Consider the following 16,242-nt stretch of genomic DNA (forward strand, 5'->3'; position numbering starts at 1 on the left):
CTTCGTTTCATTAACAACAGCGTTTATTTTGACATAAGCGCCACATCGCTTAAACAACATAAGCCTTAGTTAACGGCATTTAATAGTGCAATAAGCAAAGAAAAATGATTTCCACCTTTTTGCATCCATTAACCATTATTAATCGTTATTGGTATTACAAACGGATAATGGACGTAAATACGGTGACAGCAAAAATTCTGGTAACAACACTTATCGCTAGCTCGTTTTCGCTCGGTATGGGCGCTGCAATGGCGTTAGACGACCCCGAAGGTGATATTGAGCATATTCGAGTACGTGGTGACTCATCGGTAAAAGACGGAGAGTTTATCTCTGCCTCGCAGGGATGGGTGTCTGGTGACACCTTGATTGAACGCCCAATGTTGCGCGCCGGTGAAATACTTGAATTTATCCCGGGCATGATGGTGACCCAACACAGTGGTTCGGGAAAAGCCAACCAGTACTTCCTGCGCGGTTTTAACCTCGACCATGGCACGGATTTTACGGTGAGTGTAGACGGTATGCCGGTGAACATGCGAAGCCACGGACATGGCCAAGGCTACAGCGACTTAAACTTTATTATCCCCGAATTTATCGACAACCTTAGCTATTTTAAAGGTACTTATTACGCCAACATTGGCGATTTTTCGAGTGCTGGTGGTGCGTTCTTCAACTTGCGAGACTCCCTTGAACAGAACCAATTGTTCCTAGGCCTAGGTGAATATGGATTCAAGCGCGCTGTTGCACTAAATCATTTTGAGGCAGGAGAAAGCCGTGTCGTTACCGCCTTAGAATATCAGACTTATGACGGCCCGTGGACTGAAGTAGACGAAGACGTAAAAAAGAAGAACACACATATCCGTTACATTACGCCCTTGCTAGACGGCCAACTTACTGTAACGGGAATGGCTTACGACAACAGCTGGAATGGCGCTGATCAAGTTCCAGAACGCGCTATTAAAAGCGGTTTAATAGACCGCCTTGGCTCTATCGATACCCAAGTTGGCGGTGAATCCTCTCGGTATAGTTTATCTGCAAACTACACCAGTGATACATGGAATGCTTCGCTTTATGTCATAGATACCGAACTTAGTTTGTTCTCTAATTTTACCTATTTCCTTGATAATCCTGAGCGTGGCGATCAGTTCGAACAAGCTGACGACAGAAAAATATACGGTGGCGAGATATTCACTACCCTGCCCTTGGCAATAACAAACGGGAGCAGTATTACCCTAGGTGGCCAGTGGCGTTTCGACGATATCGATAATGTGGGGTTGTATCGCACCCAAAACTTAACCCGCTTTGGCACTATCCGAGAAGACGAAATAGACAGTAACAGCTATGCACTTTTTGCCCAGTCAAACATTGTGCTAAGTGACGCATTGAGCCTTTCATTAGGAGGTAGATACGATTACTTAGATGTAGACGTTACCAGCAATCTTGGTGCTAATTCAGGAAGCGAAAGTGACGATTTATTTACCCTTAAAGCAGGCTTGAAGTACAGTGTATCAGACCAACTTACCGCATTTGCCAACGTTGGGCAGGGCTTTCATTCCAACGATGCACGGGGAGCCACCATTAATATAGACCCGGTAAGTGGTGATGCTACCGAAGCAGCTCCATTATTGGTAAAGAGCCTTGGCTATGAAGCGGGCGTTAACTATACCGATAATAAAACCTATAACCTATCTGCTGCCCTGTGGCGCTTAGAACTTGATAGCGAGCTGGTATATGTTGGTGATGCAGGCTTTACTGAAGCTAGTCGTCCCTCCGAGCGACACGGCATTGAAGTGAGTGCCTACTACTGGATAAGCCATCACCTAACAACAGACATTGAAGCTGCGTGGACCAAGGCACGATTTAGCGACAGCGTTGAAGGCGAAGGCCGTCACATTGATGGCACCGTGCCAGGTGTGGTGAGTGCAGGACTAACCTACTATCAAAGAAGTAACCAACTGGGGTTCAGCTATACCCTACGAGGCCGCTACTTAAGTTCTCGCACCGTAGAAAGCTTCGATGAAATTTCACCGCCGTCAACATTTTTAGTGAATGCTCAAGTTGCCTATCGCCAGCCAACATGGGACATAACATTAGAAATGCTCAACGCCTTAGACAGTGACGATCACGATATAGATTACTTTTACGCATCTAGACTTCTTGGTGAGTCAGAGGAAGGGGTTGAGGATTTGCATTATCACCCGGTTGAGCCAAGAAACATCCGCCTGACTGTTTCCTTGAAATATTAACCGCGCAGAAACTTTTGATAGTAATAGCGGCGCCGGCCCTTTTGGGGCCTCTATATTTTATGTAAATGTTTAAAAAGCGTGCTAGTTTAAATACTTAGATGCAGCATTTTTGATAGTACGTCTTAGTATAAAAATGACGCCATAACAATAAAAGGTAGGAGCAATGATGGAACATGAAACTTTGTTCCCTTTGTTGTGTAAAACAGCAGACGGTGACAAGAAAGCCTTCGCAGAGCTTTATAAAATTACCAGCCCACAGCTTTATGCCGTTGCTTTAAAGCTACTAAAGCGGCCGGAACTTGCTGATGAAGCCACACAAGATGCTTACATTAAAATATGGCATAACGCAGGCAATTATCAGCGCGGTAAAGGCACGGTGTTGACTTGGATGGTAAGCATTGCACGCTATCGAGCGCTGGATTTAATTCGCTACCACAATGTAAGAAACGAAGTTGAACTAAACGATGATGCACCATCGGGAGTAGAGAGCTCACAAAATGTTAAACTGGGTGCAGAGCAAGCTAAACTAGCCTCGTGCTTGGATGAATTAGACGGCCCTCAGCGGCAAGCTATTCACTTAGCTTACGTTAACGGCATGTCACATCAAGAGGTGGTTACTCACTTAGCATCACCACTGGGAACCATTAAGAGCTGGATAAGACGAGGCTTGCAAAGCTTGCAGAGGTGTCTATCACTATGAACTATTTAAAAGAAGAGCGTCTTAACGCCCTTGCTGCAGAATATGTAGTTGGAACGCTACGTGGCAAAGCGCGAACGCGCTATCAAAAATTGATGATGCAATACCAAGCGGTGAGCGACGCAACGGCCCAATGGGAACAATATCTAACCGGCTTTGCGGAGACGCTTCCGCCTGTGGCGCCACCAGATGACGTGTGGGAAAGCATCCAAGTAAAACTCGGACATAAAGCCGCTAACAACGCAAATGTAGCTAGCGATACAAAACCTTCCAGCAAGCCTAGCGAGGTTATCGACTTTGAGAAAGAGAAGCAGAAACGCTGGAAGAACTTATCGTTCATATCCACCGCAGCTGCAATGGTATTGGCCGTATTGCTTTTCGTAATGCAACCCGTTCCTACACCTGAGGTTTCTCATATTGCCGTAGTAAACAACGCTGACAATACGCCGTTGTGGGTGATAGAAGTTTCTGACACAACCATGAATGTAAAGGTAACCGATGCTTTCGTGGCTTTGGCCGATAAGGATTACGAGCTTTGGATGGTGCCGGCAAACGGTGAGGCGCCGATCTCTCTTGGTCTAATGCCTGAAGCCAATGGCGATACGCGGGCGACCCCAGATATTTTGCTAGATCAAAGCATCGCGGCGTTAGCAGTGAGCTTAGAAGCGCCTGGTGGCTCAGTTACAGGGGCTCCAACGGAGGTACTCTATATAGCACCGATTGTTTCCGTATAAATTCAATCACTTATGCACTTAGTCAAAAGGCCACATTACGTGGCCTTTTTGTGATTTATACTTATCGCTTTTTTAAAAATATCCTTTCAGACAGTGCGCTTTTACTTTTAATAAAAACTTTATTCTAATTTTTTAAACATTTTTGCATCCAAGGTGAAACCTCAGTCGTTTGGTCTCTTGAACTCATAAAAAACAGAGAGACCCAACATGCTCCAATTCAAACGCAAAACTTTATCTGTAGCCGTTGCGCTGACATGCGCCGCCGTCACAGCTGGTGCAATCGCATCAAGCCACCGTGAGGCACCTAATATCACTCGTCACCCAGCCTTAGATAGCACTGACTTTTACGCTTTTAACAGCTATGAAGAAGGCCGTGAAGACTATGTGACTTTCATCGCAAACTACATCCCATTGCAGGATGCGTACGGTGGCCCTAATTATTTTGCGATGGATCCGAACGCGCACTATGCCATCCATATCGATAGCGACGGCGACGCGATTGAAGACTTAAGCTTTGTTTTTAAGTTTAACAATATGCTCGCTGCTGATAACGAAGGCATTGCTCTGCCAATTGGCCCAGAAGGCGAACAAAAAATGGTAAAAGTGCCGCTTAAAAATGTAGGCGGAATTAGTGCAGACGATTCAAGCGCAGCGAACTTCTCTGAAATGTACAGCCTTACTATGGTAAGCGGCGACATGCAAACGGGCACGCGCACCGCGCTTACCCCGGCAATGGGTGACATGTTCAAAAAGCCCCTTGATTACATCGGCAACAAGACTTTTACCAGTGAAACTGAATACGCGCGCTATGCTGAAAGCTTCATTTACTCATTCAGCATCCCTGGCTGCGATGATATGGCCAAAGTGTTTGTTGGCCAGCGAAAAGACCCCTTCGTTGTTAACCTAGGCAAAACATTTGACCTAGTAAACTATGTACCTGTTGAAGGCGACAGCGCACCGGGTGCAGGGGATGGCGAGGGTTTCCCTGGCGGCATTACGCAAAGTGCCATGAATGACGACTTAGCCGATAAAAACGTGACAGCATTATCTATCGAAGTACCCAAGGCGTGTGTTACGGGTGAAGGCAATGGCGTAATTGGTAGCTGGACCACGGCAAGTTTGCCGCAAGCCCGTATCCTAAATCCAGATGCTACTTTTGCGAAACCTGAAACCAACGGTGGTGCAATGACACAAGTGTCTCGTTTAGGTAGCCCGCTAGTCAACGAGCTTGTTATTGGTATTGGCGATAAAGACAAATTCTCTAGCTCTCATCCAAGTGCAGATGGCCAGTTTGCTGATTATGTTACTCACCCATCGTTGCCAGAGCTACTAAACATTCTGTTCAAAGATGCTGTGAATACTACACTGGGTACGGATATTGAGACCCTTGCACCTACTAACTTCCCGCGCGTGGACTTGGTGACAGCCTTCCTTACTGGTTTCCCAGGCGTTAACCAGCAAGCAACGGTTACAGCGTCTGAAATGCTGCGCCTAAATACTGGGATCCCAGCAACACCTGCAGAATCGCAGTCAGCTTTTGGTGTGGCAGGCGATGACTTAGCGGGCTTTCCGAACGGACGCCGTCCTGGTGATGACGTGGTTGATATAGCCCTTCGCGTAGTAATGGGCCGTTTGTGTTACCCCATTCCAGTAGCAGGTGAAGATACCGACCTTGGCCTTTGTGCGCCAGAGGACGCGAGCGTAGGTAATGTTCCATTTACTGATGGCGCGCCCGTAGATGCAAGTATGATTGATACGTCGTTTCCATACCTAAAAACACCACTTGCTGGCTCTGAATAAGGAGACCCATCATGTCTATGAAGATGAGGTTATTAAATAAGCGCAGTGATACCACTGCGCCTAAAAAGCAAACGTCAGTGAAACGTCAACAGCACCGTATGTGGATTGCTTCAGGGTTGGTGTTAGCACTTTCAGGTTGTTTCGATAGTGACGACGATAACGACTATCAAGCCCCAGAAGAAAATGCTGCGCCGGTTGCCGTTGACCAAATGCTTACAACGCAAGCGGATATTACGATTGATGGCACTTTGACAGCAACCGATGAAGATGGCGACGCGCTAACTTTTGGTCTTGGCGAAAACGGTAGCTTAGGTAGTGCTGAAGTTAATGCTGACGGCACCTTTACTTACACGCCAAACGCCCAAGTAACAGGAAGCGATAGCTTCACATTTACCGTTACTGACGGTGTTAACCCAGAAGTTACGGCCACCATTAGCGTTACTATTGAGGCGCAGCAGGTATCGTTTTCTAGCTATACCCGCGACGCTTTCAATCAAGCGCCAACGGATGAGCCGTTACCAATAAATGGACGCAAGTTCACTCAAGATGCTGACGACTCTACTTTTGATGACTTATTGATAGGCCAATAACACGCATCAAATAACAGGAGTTTGTTAGCACATAACCAGTGTCAACCGTAAAGCCAAGGACGGCTTTTTTTAAGGAAGTAGCAATGAAGTTTATAAAGTACTCTGCTCTGAAGTTCATTTTTGCGAGTACATCACTAACCCTTTCGACTTTTGCAATATACGCTCAACAACGAATCCCTGATATCGATACTGTCATAGCAAGCTGGGAGCCTCAACAGTTATCAATAACAAGCTTGAATGAAGCAGAAAAAGTGCTGTCATCAAGCCGCTATATTTCTGCAAAAGGAAACGAAAGAGAGCGGGTGGCTCGCTTCGCCAACTCTATGCGAGCAAACTTCACATCGTTAAATACTGGGCAACAAGAACGCCTAGTAATCTTAGAAGCTCGCTTATTACAAGGCACTCATAGGTTCGAAGAAGCCAAGCAACATTTAAAACAAATCGCCCACTTTCACTCGCCGGCCGCTTACTTACTTATGGCTGACATCGCCAAGCAACAAGGCGACGTTAAAAACGCAAAGGAAAACTGCGAGAGACTGGTAGGGAAAACGAGCTTTCTGATTGCCTTTACTTGCATGGTAAACGCAGAGTTTTCCCGGAACCCTCAGGTGAAGTTGCTTCAAAAACTCAAGGCCTTTGAAACTTATACCAGTAATGCTCGGCCTTCTGAGCTCCAGTGGTTTTACGAAGTACTTGCGGATATGTCACTGCAGCTTGGCTACCCTGAAGCAGCGCTTGAGTATCTATCACAAACAGAGTTTGAAAAACTTCCGATAAGTGCGTTGTTAGTATGGTCAAACGCTAATTTTCAATTAAAAAATTATGAGGCTGTTACCACCACGCTCGCCCGCAACGTCCCCGATATCAAAAAAGCAGATGACGGCTTGCTTTTGAAATGGGCTATCGCAGAACGTGCACAAGGTATCACGTCTTCAACGGTGCAATCTCAACTGTCAAAAAATATGGAAATTCGAGTGTGGCGGGAGGATAGCTCGCACGCGGCACAAGTTGCCATGTACTTTTTAGATATAGAACAAAATTCCCCGCTGGCCCTCAAATTTGCTGAGATTAATTGGCAATACGCCCAAGCGTTAAGTGACAGAAAGCTTCTAGAGCGAGCCCGCAAAGCTAATGGTGAATCAACCAATGCTTAGGTCTTCCAACTATTTCAGCGAACGAACAATGATAAAATTTATTGTATTTTTCATAATAGCGTCTTTCAGTTTTCCAACCCTCTCTCACGAGCTAAGCAACGGTTATTTAACCCTTAAAAATGATTCTGGTGAGACACTTTCAGGCGAGCTTTTGCTAAAACCCAAAGACATAGGGCAAGCTGCTAGACTCGATACCAATAATGACGGCAATTTGACATGGGGTGAAGTTAGAAAAAACCATAATCTTGCGAACAGTTATATCCAAAATCACCTGATAATTCGCGGTAGCGAAACACGATGTACCGTTAGTGTTGCACCACCGTCCATACGTGACATATCTGCGGAGTCATTATTGGTATATCCACTTTCTGTGAATTGCGCTTTATTAAACGAAGTGTCTGTACGTTACACAGGGTTAGTGAGCGATTTTCCTACACATAAACTGCTTACTTCCATCACCCTTAATGAACAAACAAGTGTGCATGTACTTGATAGTGAGCTAACTTTTATATCTGTATCCCCTAAAAATATTCACTGGGGGTCGCAGTTTTGCGAAATGGTTTATCAGGGTATTTGGCACATTTTTATTGGGTTAGATCACATACTGTTTTTAGTCGCCACATTGCTGACCGTTAACTTACTTAGAAAAAGTAAACGTTGGGTAAAAGAAAGAAGTGTTAAACGGATTGTAAAAAGCACGGTGATTTTGGTAAGCACCTTTACTTTAGCGCACTCAATTACGTTGACCCTAGCAGCTCTTGATTTTATAACGCTTAATAGTCGTATTGTTGAGCTAGGCATTGCAATTTCTGTGGTCATTACTGCACTAAACAACGTGTACCCCGTCATCATGCGCTTGGGATTTGTTACTTTTGGATTCGGCCTACTTCACGGCATGGGATTCGCAAGCGTGTTTGGCGACCTAAATGCCCAGTCAGGCAGTTTGGTGATGAACGTGCTTGCATTTAATTTAGGCGTAGAAATAGGACAACTTGCCATAGTTGCACTGCTATTACCCTTACTCATCTTACTTAGAAACTTAAGGTTATATTCGAAAGCCATTATGCCAATCGCATCTTCAATTATTGCGGTTATAGCGATTAACTGGACGTTGCAGAGGTGGTAGCAGCGGCACGTCTAGTTATTAATTGATAAAATCAGAGTAAGCTTATATAGAGTGACAACGAATAAGAAATGATACAAACGGCGCGCGCCTTTGGACAATCTTTCAGCACTTAGCCATAAAAAGCATAAAAAGTAGTTGTATAGGCGCGCCGCATCGCTATAATGCCATGCATCAACACCACGTTGATAACGATACACAATGCCAGTGTGATGGAATTGGTAGACATGACGGATTCAAAATACACTGCGCGTTGTGCGAAATAAAGCTAACCAACTGTTAAGTAAAATTTTTATTTTCAGATGGCGCTTGCAAAGATTTGCAAAGTTTCTATACTTTGCAAACATCAAAATTTGATGCCAGAGTGGCGAAATTGGTAGACGCAGCGGATTCAAAATCCGCCGGTAGCAATACTGTGCCGGTTCAAGTCCGGCCTCTGGTACCATTCTTTGCAAGAATATTTAGCGAATTAAACCGACCTTTGAGTCGGTTTTTTTGTATTGCAAATACAATACTTTCACTCCTTGGCATCTGAAGTAAATTTTAATTATCTTAGTTTGCCCATATTATTGCGGTCTACCATTCCTTCAATCAAAAAATCATTGAATGCACGCATAGTGACGAATATTATCCTAATGATAATAAGTTGTTTAATAAGGAATAAGGTCTATGGATAGTAACTTCACCACAGCAACCGAAATCGGTGAATTCATTAGGTTCAGTAGCTGCCAACGCAGGTTTAAATTGGCGCACAATGGAAGAAAAGCGGCTAGAAACATTCCTTTTTATGACCAACTTGTTAAATCACTTGATCCAGTATTACAACATGTAGGCGAGCAGAATGAGGTTAAATGGGAAAGAGCTCTCGTTCGAGATCATAAATTTGTAAATGTTTGTGAAGGGAATTCGGCGCCTATAGAATGGTCAACATTCTTGAACAGCCTAAAGTCAATAGAGAAAGATAAGAAAAGCTTTTTTAGAGAAGTAGAAATTTATGGGCAATTGGGAGATTTTGAAGTCAAGGGTAGGATCGATTTTATCTTAATAGATTGGACAAATAGTATTCCAACTCTCAGAATCGTAGAACTTAAAGCCAGCCGAAAAGATAAAACATATCAAAGACTTCAACTAGCAATTTACTATCAGTTATTTTCTACAGAACTTGATGTTATTAAGAAAATACTTAATATCAATAAAATTAATTTTGAAGCAGTTGTCGGGCGAATCAATGAAGATGACAATACCTTACAGGATATCTTCAGTTTAGAGGGCTTTGATCTAAAGATTGAACTTCAGGATTTACATTATTTGACCATCAAAGGTGGCGAATTAGACCGTATTCTTAATTCCTCACTTTCAGAATTACCATATCAACTAAATTCAAAATGTGATCAATGTGTTTTCAATACTCACTGCTTAACAGAAAGTGCACGCGAGAGACGAATAGAGCTTTTAGGAATCAGTACTAATAACGTTAGAGTACTAAGAAAAAATGGCTTAGAAACTATAGATGATGTTGCGAATATAGATCATAACTTACTGTTAAAAGTACAATCAGATCCCGATTTTAATATTAATGCTGAACACCTTATTGTCAAAGCAATAACACGATGCTCTACACTTCCGAACCAACTCGAGCCGAGTCCTAAAGTCGTTCAACTACCAAATTGCGGTTCCCAAACAAGCCAACTTCCTATTCATATAATCGAAGGACAAAGATTAGTACGTGTTTACACGACTGTAGAATTTGATTATACCGAAAACAGATTAATTGGTATCGCTGCACACGTTACTAACTCTGAAAACAATTTGCACACAGGCTTCTTTGAAACTATCGATGGCAAAATAAAACCAGACCCCAAAGTTCATGAGATAAACCCTGATACAAAAGAGGCTTCTCCCTTGAACGGTATTGATGTCATTGTTTATCAACATTCGCCATGGAGTGGAGATTTTGGTCAAGATTCTGGTAGAGAGCAAAGTATGCTCGCTGAATTTTTTGGAAAAGTCGTTAATGCCATAGCAAGTATTGTTGATGACGAATATGCTCCTGTTCATTTTTATGTTTGGTCCAGGCAGGAAATGTCTGACTTGATTGATGCTTGTACGCGAGCTGGTAGCAAAACCTTATCCAATTTCCAAGAATTGATGGGATGCAGAGCAAGCCTTGAACAATTAATATTCTCATCAGTACAGGACGAAATAAAGTCTAGATTTGCGTTAGGATGGACTTCAAATGGACGCTCAGTGGCCTCCTCTCTTAATTGGTATGGTGACAGATTTCATTGGGTTAGGAACGTCAGGAACAAACCAGAACCTCTTGACCAAACATTTACACAAGGTCTGTTTGATTTTAAAACGGATTTATTTCTTTCAGAACAAAATGAATGGCTTAGTGCAAAAGAAATTGAAAATCTAAAGTTGAAACAAAATACTAATTCATTAAAAAATAAATTCGAAATAAGAAGTCGTTTTAATGATGGTATCCCGGTCCCTTATTGGTATGCGCTTTGGAGAAAATTTTCTGATATAGATCTTACAAAGCTGCAAGGTAATGCCAAACAAGATATTGAACGCTTTAAAAAGTCAGCTAGACCACTTGTTATGGATGAATTTTTAAAAGCTCGGGCTCATTGCTTAAGATGGTTGGAAGAAAAGGTCAAATTCAAAAACCCAGATATAGATAAACCAGTCCTTCACGTTGAGAACTTGCCAGATTTCAGTTTAAACGTTAATGATATCGCTAGAGCGTCCTTAGATTTTCTTCGCTTAGAGCATCATGTAAAAGTTAATGATTGGCTAACAAGTCAATTAGATAATATTGAAAATAGAGTGGCAAGAGGTAAAACTCTCGTTCTGCAAAACTTCTCTAGATCAGGGGATACAGTTAACGCAGAGATTGTATGCGAAAGATATGGGCTAACTTTAAAAGAACTATCGAAAAGATCTACGCTAAGTGGATTTGGAAGGGTAACAAAGCTGCCCGAATCAGGCAGTCAAACTTTTAACATGTTACTAAAATTTGGTACTACTGTAGTTATCAATGACATCTGTTGGGAATCTGGGCGGGTATCTCTCGAAGAACTCAGGAGTAACAGAGGCTCTAACTATATTCTTGGTTGTGCTCCAGTTTTTGAAAACTCAGTTCTGGTAACCTTAGATGAGAGCGTTTCAGATTTTGTTTTTTCTAGGGTCGATGGCAGGCTTGAAGATCTTAGAAACGGTACTGGAAATGTGGATGTTTTAGAGTGGCTTGACCCTACAGAACCGAATATACCAAAAGTGAATGAGCTATCGGAAGCATTACGCCAACGAAGTTATTCAATAATAAATGCGATGAAGTTTGACGATGGCAACGGTAACAGTTTTTCGTTATCTGATGACCAAAAAGAGGCTCTATTCAAAAGCTTAAATACTAAAATTTTCCAATTGCAAGGCCCTCCTGGCACAGGAAAAACTCAAACAACTGCAGTAGAAACGCTTTTAAAAATTCTAAATTGTTCGAATGAAAATAGTTTAGTAATAGTGGCAGCAAATACTCATACGGCTGTCGACACTCTCCTTCGTAGAATTGAGAAAATTATTAAGCCTTTTTCCTCTGCATGCGATGAGGTGGGTGTTACCTTCAATATTCCCTTTATTAGAAAAATCGTTTCCAAAAATGACGAAGATAACCTTTTACTTGACGAGTCCGAGAACATACAAAAGATAAAAGCTACTAGCGTCGTCAAAAGAATGAATGAGATGTTGACTCAATGCCCACTGATAATTGGGAGTACAACTAGTACTGTTCTGAAATGGGCAAAAGATCTGAATAACAAACCAAGCTTTAATAGTCGTAACGGTGTTGCAGCCGATATTTTGATAATTGACGAGGCATCAATGTTGGTATTTCCGTCATTCCTAGCCTTAGCCTCCTTAGTTGCCAAAGACGGAAGAATGACACTTGCTGGCGACAATAGACAATTGTCACCAATTTTATCTCACAATTGGGCAGAAGAAGAAAGACCTCCCATCGAACTATACCAACCACATATGAGTGCTTATGATGCCATCGTGCAATTAGAGACTTTTGATACAGTTCAAGAAAACCAAATATCAATTGCCAGACTGAATAAAACCTGGAGATTACCGGATCCGATTCGAGAGTTAATCCAAACGGTATACAAACAAGATGACATAACCTTAACCGGTCGAAAAGAGTATACTACGTCTGGTTCATTTAATTTCGACAATGATTTTTCAACTGTATGGAAAGATAATGTCGGAGTATTCCTTGTTGTTCATGAAGAGAATGAATCAAGGCTATCTAATGAATTTGAAGCAAAGTTGATTCATAAACTCGTCAGTGCGATAGATACTCACAAGCCCAAAAGTATTGCCATCATCACTCCGCACAGAGCGCAGCGAACGCTTTTGTCTGAAGAACTGGTAGATGAAAAATGTATCTCTCTAATTGATACTGTGGAGCGACTGCAGGGAAATGAAGAGAGTACAATTATTTACTCAGGAACTGAGAGCGACCCTTCATCAATAACATCTAATGCAGAATTCATTTTAAATCTTAACCGATCAAACGTAGCATTCTCTCGTTCAAAAGAGCGTTTGATTGTAGTCTGTTCTAAAAGTTTAATTAATCATATTCCAGCTGATATTGAAAATTATAGATCTGCTTCATTATGGAAGAGTTTGAGAACTCATTGCTCCACTTTGGTAGAAACATTGAAAGTTGACTCTATATCAGTAGAAATATATACGAGTAGAAATGATGGCTAATACCAATTACTCATTGGCGTCTGTTTTTTCGGGTGCAGGAGGTCTTGATTATGGGTTTCACAAGGCAGGATTTGAGCATATTCTAGCTAATGATAAAAATATCGACGCATGCGAAACCTTTAAAAAAAATATCAGTGATATTGAGTTGGGTCCTCTCAGTAGTATTCAGAAGAAACTCGAAGCTCTCGATGGATTAGATTTATTTATTGGCGGCCCTCCATGCCAAGGATTCTCGGTCGGCGGAAAAATGGATCCTGATGACTCTAGAAGCAAACTCTCATTCGAATTTATGAACATTCTCAATGTTATCCGTCCCAAGGTATTTGTTTTCGAGAATGTAAAGGCTCTCGCTAGGAATAAGCGTTGGTCAAACGTATTCCAAGAATTAAAAAATAGAGCCCATAATTCAGGGTATGAGCTATTCTGCGAAGTCTTAAAGGTCAGAGAATTTGGGGTTGCTCAATTACGTGAGAGATTATTTATTGTTGGTTTCAATAAAGAAAGAATTGCTAATGCTTACGATGCAAGGCTTGCTTTTGAGGAAAGTTTATACAATTTCAAGAATAAAGCCGAACCAGCAAATAAAATTCTTTCTAAACTAGGACAGGCTGGCACAAACAAAAATCCCATAACCTGCTCGGCCAAAATTATATTTGCTAAAAAACCAGTTCTTCGAAATAGTCCATTCTCAGGCATGCTTTTTAATGGTTCAGGCAGACCCGTAAACCCATCATATTTTTTTCCAACTTTGGCTGCTTCTATGGGGGGAAATCGAACTCCCATAATAGATGAAGCAAACCTTTTCATGGCGGAGGGATGCTTTGTTAGCAAGTATTTCAATCGCCTCAAAAGTGGAGGAACACCATATGTCGGCGAGGCACCAAGTAGATTGAGAAGAATGACGGTTAATGAATGTAAGCTGGCACAAACATTCCCTGAAGATTTTATACTTACAGGAACCTCAATTTCCCAATATACCCAAATAGGTAATTCAGTACCGCCCAAAATGTCAGAAGCCCTAGCCCTTTCAATTAAGCATGTTCTTGATTCACTCTAACTGCGAGTCGATTAACACGAAAAAGATAATCAAGGTCAGATAATATCGGGATTCACTACGCTATAAGCTGAAACTTAGTACTTGAGCTAAAACCAAAAGACTAATGAAGCATGACAAATATCGCCTCCTGGCTTAGTTAAACACGCTTTATTTTTCGTTGCAGTGGGATGCTTTAGCTTAATACTACACGATAGAGATATATACCCTACTCTTTATAGCAAGAGAGTACACTTTAGGTAGTTAACACAAGGATGTTTGTGAATGCCAAGAAACAAAACCACCTTTATCGACCTGCTGGTAGAATTACCATGGTGGGTATCGGTACTGGTATCCGCCACGGTCTATGTGATGATGGCGCATGTGTTGCCAACCATTCAAACCGATAACCAAATCACCGCTATGGTGTTTAAAGCCTTTGTGAACCCCGCCCCTTATCTCGCTGGTGTGATATTGCTTGCCGCCCCCTTTGCGTTTTTGAATGCTCGACGTAAGGCCAAACAACTGGATACCCAACGTAATATTCAAACCGTGCGTGATTTGCACTGGCGTAACTTTGAAGAGTTGGTGGCCGAAGCCTATCGCAGGCAGGGTTACCGTGTAACTGAGGGCGGTTATGGTGCCGACGGTGGCATCGATTTAGAGCTTCGAAAAGATGGTCAGCTTACCTTGGTGCAATGCAAACAGTGGAAAACGCAAAAGGTTGGCGTAAATGTGGTACGGGAAATGTTTGGTGTGCTGACTGCGCATCAGGCCAACTATTTTATTATCATCAGTTCTGGCACCTTTACCCAACAGGCTATCGACTTTGCGGCAGGAAAGCCTATCGAGTTGCTTGATGGTCCAAAACTATTAGCTTTGGTAAACGATGTGCAGGTTTCACCTCAGGTGACTATTGAAAAACCCAAGGTATGCCCAAAATGTTCTGGTGAGTTAGTAGAAAGAACGGCGAAACGCGGCCCTAATGCAGGTAATAGGTTCTTGGGGTGTTCCAACTTCCCGAAATGCCGTTACACCGAATAAATAAGGATAGAGATGAAAGACCTGGATGTTCATAAAAAAGTGGCCGTACTGATTGATGCGGATAATGCGCAGTTAGCCAAGCTATCGCCCATTTTGGATGAGATATCAGCACACGGCCATGTACTCATAAAACGGGCTTACGGTGATTGGTCTGCCGACACCTTAAAGAACTGGAAGAAGCCGCTTAATGAACTGGCAATCCAGCCTATTCAACAATTTGCATATACCACCGGAAAGAACTCCACCGATGCATCAATGATTATTGATGCTATGGATTTACTGTATTCCGACCGTATTGATGCCTTTGCGCTGGTTTCCAGTGATAGTGATTTTACCAAACTGGCCTCACGGTTAAGAGAGTCGGAAAAGTTTGTGTTTGGTGTGGGAGAAAAGAAAACACCGGTATCGTTTCGAAATGCCTGTGATGATTTCATCTTCACTGAAAACTTAGGCGCAGAGCCGGTATCTAACAGTAGTACTCAAAAAGCCGAAAGTTCAGCCTTGAGCAATGGTGCAGAAGAACTTATCCCTGCCCTATTAAAAGCATGGGAGCTGTACCAAAATGATGATGGTTGGGTTAACGCTAGTTCCGCTGGTAATTTTTTGAAGCGGGCTAAACCGGACTTTGATCCAAGAACTTATGGTTCACCGAAATTTACCGGTGTTGTTGAAGGCTTATCCTCAATATTCGAAATAACAAAACAGAAAAGTAAGGGAACGACACAAACATTCCTGTATCGCCCCAAGATTGCGACGGCTTAATCAAGATCCCAAGGCGGTAGCTCGTCTACGGCTTTAGATCGCCGCTTTGTTTTTGTTTTTGATTGCCGCCGTTGATAATCATCAAGCGCTTCCCGTGCTTCAATTTCAGTACGGTATCGGCAAAATAGAGGGCAAGAGTATTTTTTAGTTTGCGCCTCTACATCTTCCCATTCGTAGTAAACCCCAGGTTTCGTTCCTTCAAAAACAACGTAGTATCGTCGTTTAGAATGTACCTTTGGTTGGGAAGTGGACAACATGTCTCTGGCCATATTAATCTCCTGTAAGT

General features: G+C 42.5%; 12 protein-coding genes and 1 tRNA gene. 12 read left to right on the top strand and 1 reads right to left on the bottom strand.

Annotated features, from left to right (window positions below; genetic code table 11):
• Window positions 1–167 precede the first annotated feature (167 nt).
• The 12 genes from RJ41_RS07895 (at window position 168) to RJ41_RS07950 (ending at window position 15,956) form a co-directional block, all read left to right on the top strand.
• Window positions 168–2,243: a TonB-dependent receptor gene (locus RJ41_RS07895; protein ID WP_039219031.1), complete on the top strand. Its 2,076-nt coding sequence runs from the start codon at window positions 168–170 to the stop codon at window positions 2,241–2,243.
• Window positions 2,244–2,409: 166 nt separating this feature from the next.
• Entirely contained in the window at window positions 2,410–2,943 is a 534-nt protein-coding gene (locus RJ41_RS07900; RefSeq protein WP_039219032.1) for an RNA polymerase sigma factor, read from the top strand.
• Complete coding sequence (locus tag RJ41_RS07905) at window positions 2,940–3,674, top strand: anti-sigma factor (protein WP_039219033.1); 735 nt, start codon at window positions 2,940–2,942, stop codon at window positions 3,672–3,674. Before RJ41_RS07900 ends, RJ41_RS07905 begins: the two co-directional genes overlap by 4 nt.
• A gap of 207 nt (window positions 3,675–3,881) precedes the next feature.
• The gene (locus RJ41_RS07910) at window positions 3,882–5,474 is read left to right on the top strand and encodes a DUF4331 domain-containing protein (RefSeq protein WP_039219036.1); all 1,593 of its coding nucleotides are present in this window, start codon (window positions 3,882–3,884) and stop codon (window positions 5,472–5,474) included.
• Window positions 5,475–5,485: 11 nt separating this feature from the next.
• A complete protein-coding gene (locus tag RJ41_RS07915) occupies window positions 5,486–6,064 on the top strand; it encodes an Ig-like domain-containing protein (RefSeq protein ID WP_039219038.1) in 579 nt (192 codons plus the stop codon).
• 83 nt (window positions 6,065–6,147) lie between these two features.
• Window positions 6,148–7,218, top strand: a complete 1,071-nt coding sequence (locus RJ41_RS07920) for a hypothetical protein (RefSeq protein ID WP_039219041.1) — start codon at window positions 6,148–6,150, stop codon at window positions 7,216–7,218.
• 28 nt (window positions 7,219–7,246) lie between these two features.
• Window positions 7,247–8,344 carry a HupE/UreJ family protein gene (locus RJ41_RS07925; protein ID WP_240485760.1) on the top strand — a complete coding sequence of 366 codons (1,098 nt, stop codon included), beginning with the start codon at window positions 7,247–7,249 and terminating at the stop codon, window positions 8,342–8,344.
• Window positions 8,345–8,699: 355 nt separating this feature from the next.
• Window positions 8,700–8,786: transfer RNA gene (locus tag RJ41_RS07930), tRNA-Leu, on the top strand.
• Between the two features lie 224 nt (window positions 8,787–9,010).
• Window positions 9,011–13,117, top strand: coding sequence for an AAA domain-containing protein (locus RJ41_RS07935; protein ID WP_039219043.1), 4,107 nt, complete (start codon window positions 9,011–9,013; stop codon window positions 13,115–13,117).
• A complete protein-coding gene (locus RJ41_RS07940; protein WP_084081788.1) occupies window positions 13,107–14,174 on the top strand; it encodes a DNA cytosine methyltransferase in 1,068 nt (355 codons plus the stop codon). The genes RJ41_RS07935 and RJ41_RS07940 overlap by 11 nt, the downstream gene beginning before the upstream one ends.
• Window positions 14,175–14,435: 261 nt before the next feature.
• Window positions 14,436–15,194 (top strand): DUF2034 domain-containing protein, encoded by a 759-nt coding sequence (locus RJ41_RS07945; RefSeq protein ID WP_039219046.1) that lies wholly within the window; start codon window positions 14,436–14,438, stop codon window positions 15,192–15,194.
• A 12-nt stretch (window positions 15,195–15,206) separates the two neighbouring features.
• Window positions 15,207–15,956, top strand: coding sequence for an NYN domain-containing protein (locus RJ41_RS07950; RefSeq protein ID WP_039219050.1), 750 nt, complete (start codon window positions 15,207–15,209; stop codon window positions 15,954–15,956).
• On the opposite strand, the gene RJ41_RS07955 is transcribed toward RJ41_RS07950, so the two are convergent.
• The gene (locus RJ41_RS07955; protein WP_039219053.1) at window positions 15,953–16,225 is read right to left on the bottom strand and encodes an RNase H1/viroplasmin domain-containing protein; all 273 of its coding nucleotides are present in this window, start codon (window positions 16,223–16,225) and stop codon (window positions 15,953–15,955) included. The two genes, RJ41_RS07950 and RJ41_RS07955, sit on opposite strands and share 4 nt — an antisense overlap.
• Window positions 16,226–16,242 lie beyond the last annotated feature (17 nt).

It is taken from the genome of Alteromonas marina, assembly GCF_000808575.1.
Classification (GTDB): Bacteria; Pseudomonadota; Gammaproteobacteria; order Enterobacterales; family Alteromonadaceae; genus Alteromonas; species Alteromonas marina_A.

Coding starts and splice junctions, on each gene's coding strand:
- RJ41_RS07950 (WP_039219050.1), top strand. CDS start 15,207: ATGAAAGACCTGGATGTTCATAAAAAAGTGGCCGTACTGATTGATGCG.
- RJ41_RS07895 (WP_039219031.1), top strand. CDS start 168: ATGGACGTAAATACGGTGACAGCAAAAATTCTGGTAACAACACTTATC.
- RJ41_RS07900 (WP_039219032.1), top strand. CDS start 2,410: ATGGAACATGAAACTTTGTTCCCTTTGTTGTGTAAAACAGCAGACGGT.
- RJ41_RS07920 (WP_039219041.1), top strand. CDS start 6,148: ATGAAGTTTATAAAGTACTCTGCTCTGAAGTTCATTTTTGCGAGTACA.
- RJ41_RS07925 (WP_240485760.1), top strand. CDS start 7,247: ATGATAAAATTTATTGTATTTTTCATAATAGCGTCTTTCAGTTTTCCA.
- RJ41_RS07915 (WP_039219038.1), top strand. CDS start 5,486: ATGTCTATGAAGATGAGGTTATTAAATAAGCGCAGTGATACCACTGCG.
- RJ41_RS07955 (WP_039219053.1), bottom strand. CDS start 16,225: ATGGCCAGAGACATGTTGTCCACTTCCCAACCAAAGGTACATTCTAAA.
- RJ41_RS07910 (WP_039219036.1), top strand. CDS start 3,882: ATGCTCCAATTCAAACGCAAAACTTTATCTGTAGCCGTTGCGCTGACA.
- RJ41_RS07945 (WP_039219046.1), top strand. CDS start 14,436: ATGCCAAGAAACAAAACCACCTTTATCGACCTGCTGGTAGAATTACCA.
- RJ41_RS07940 (WP_084081788.1), top strand. CDS start 13,107: ATGATGGCTAATACCAATTACTCATTGGCGTCTGTTTTTTCGGGTGCA.
- RJ41_RS07935 (WP_039219043.1), top strand. CDS start 9,011: ATGGATAGTAACTTCACCACAGCAACCGAAATCGGTGAATTCATTAGG.
- RJ41_RS07905 (WP_039219033.1), top strand. CDS start 2,940: ATGAACTATTTAAAAGAAGAGCGTCTTAACGCCCTTGCTGCAGAATAT.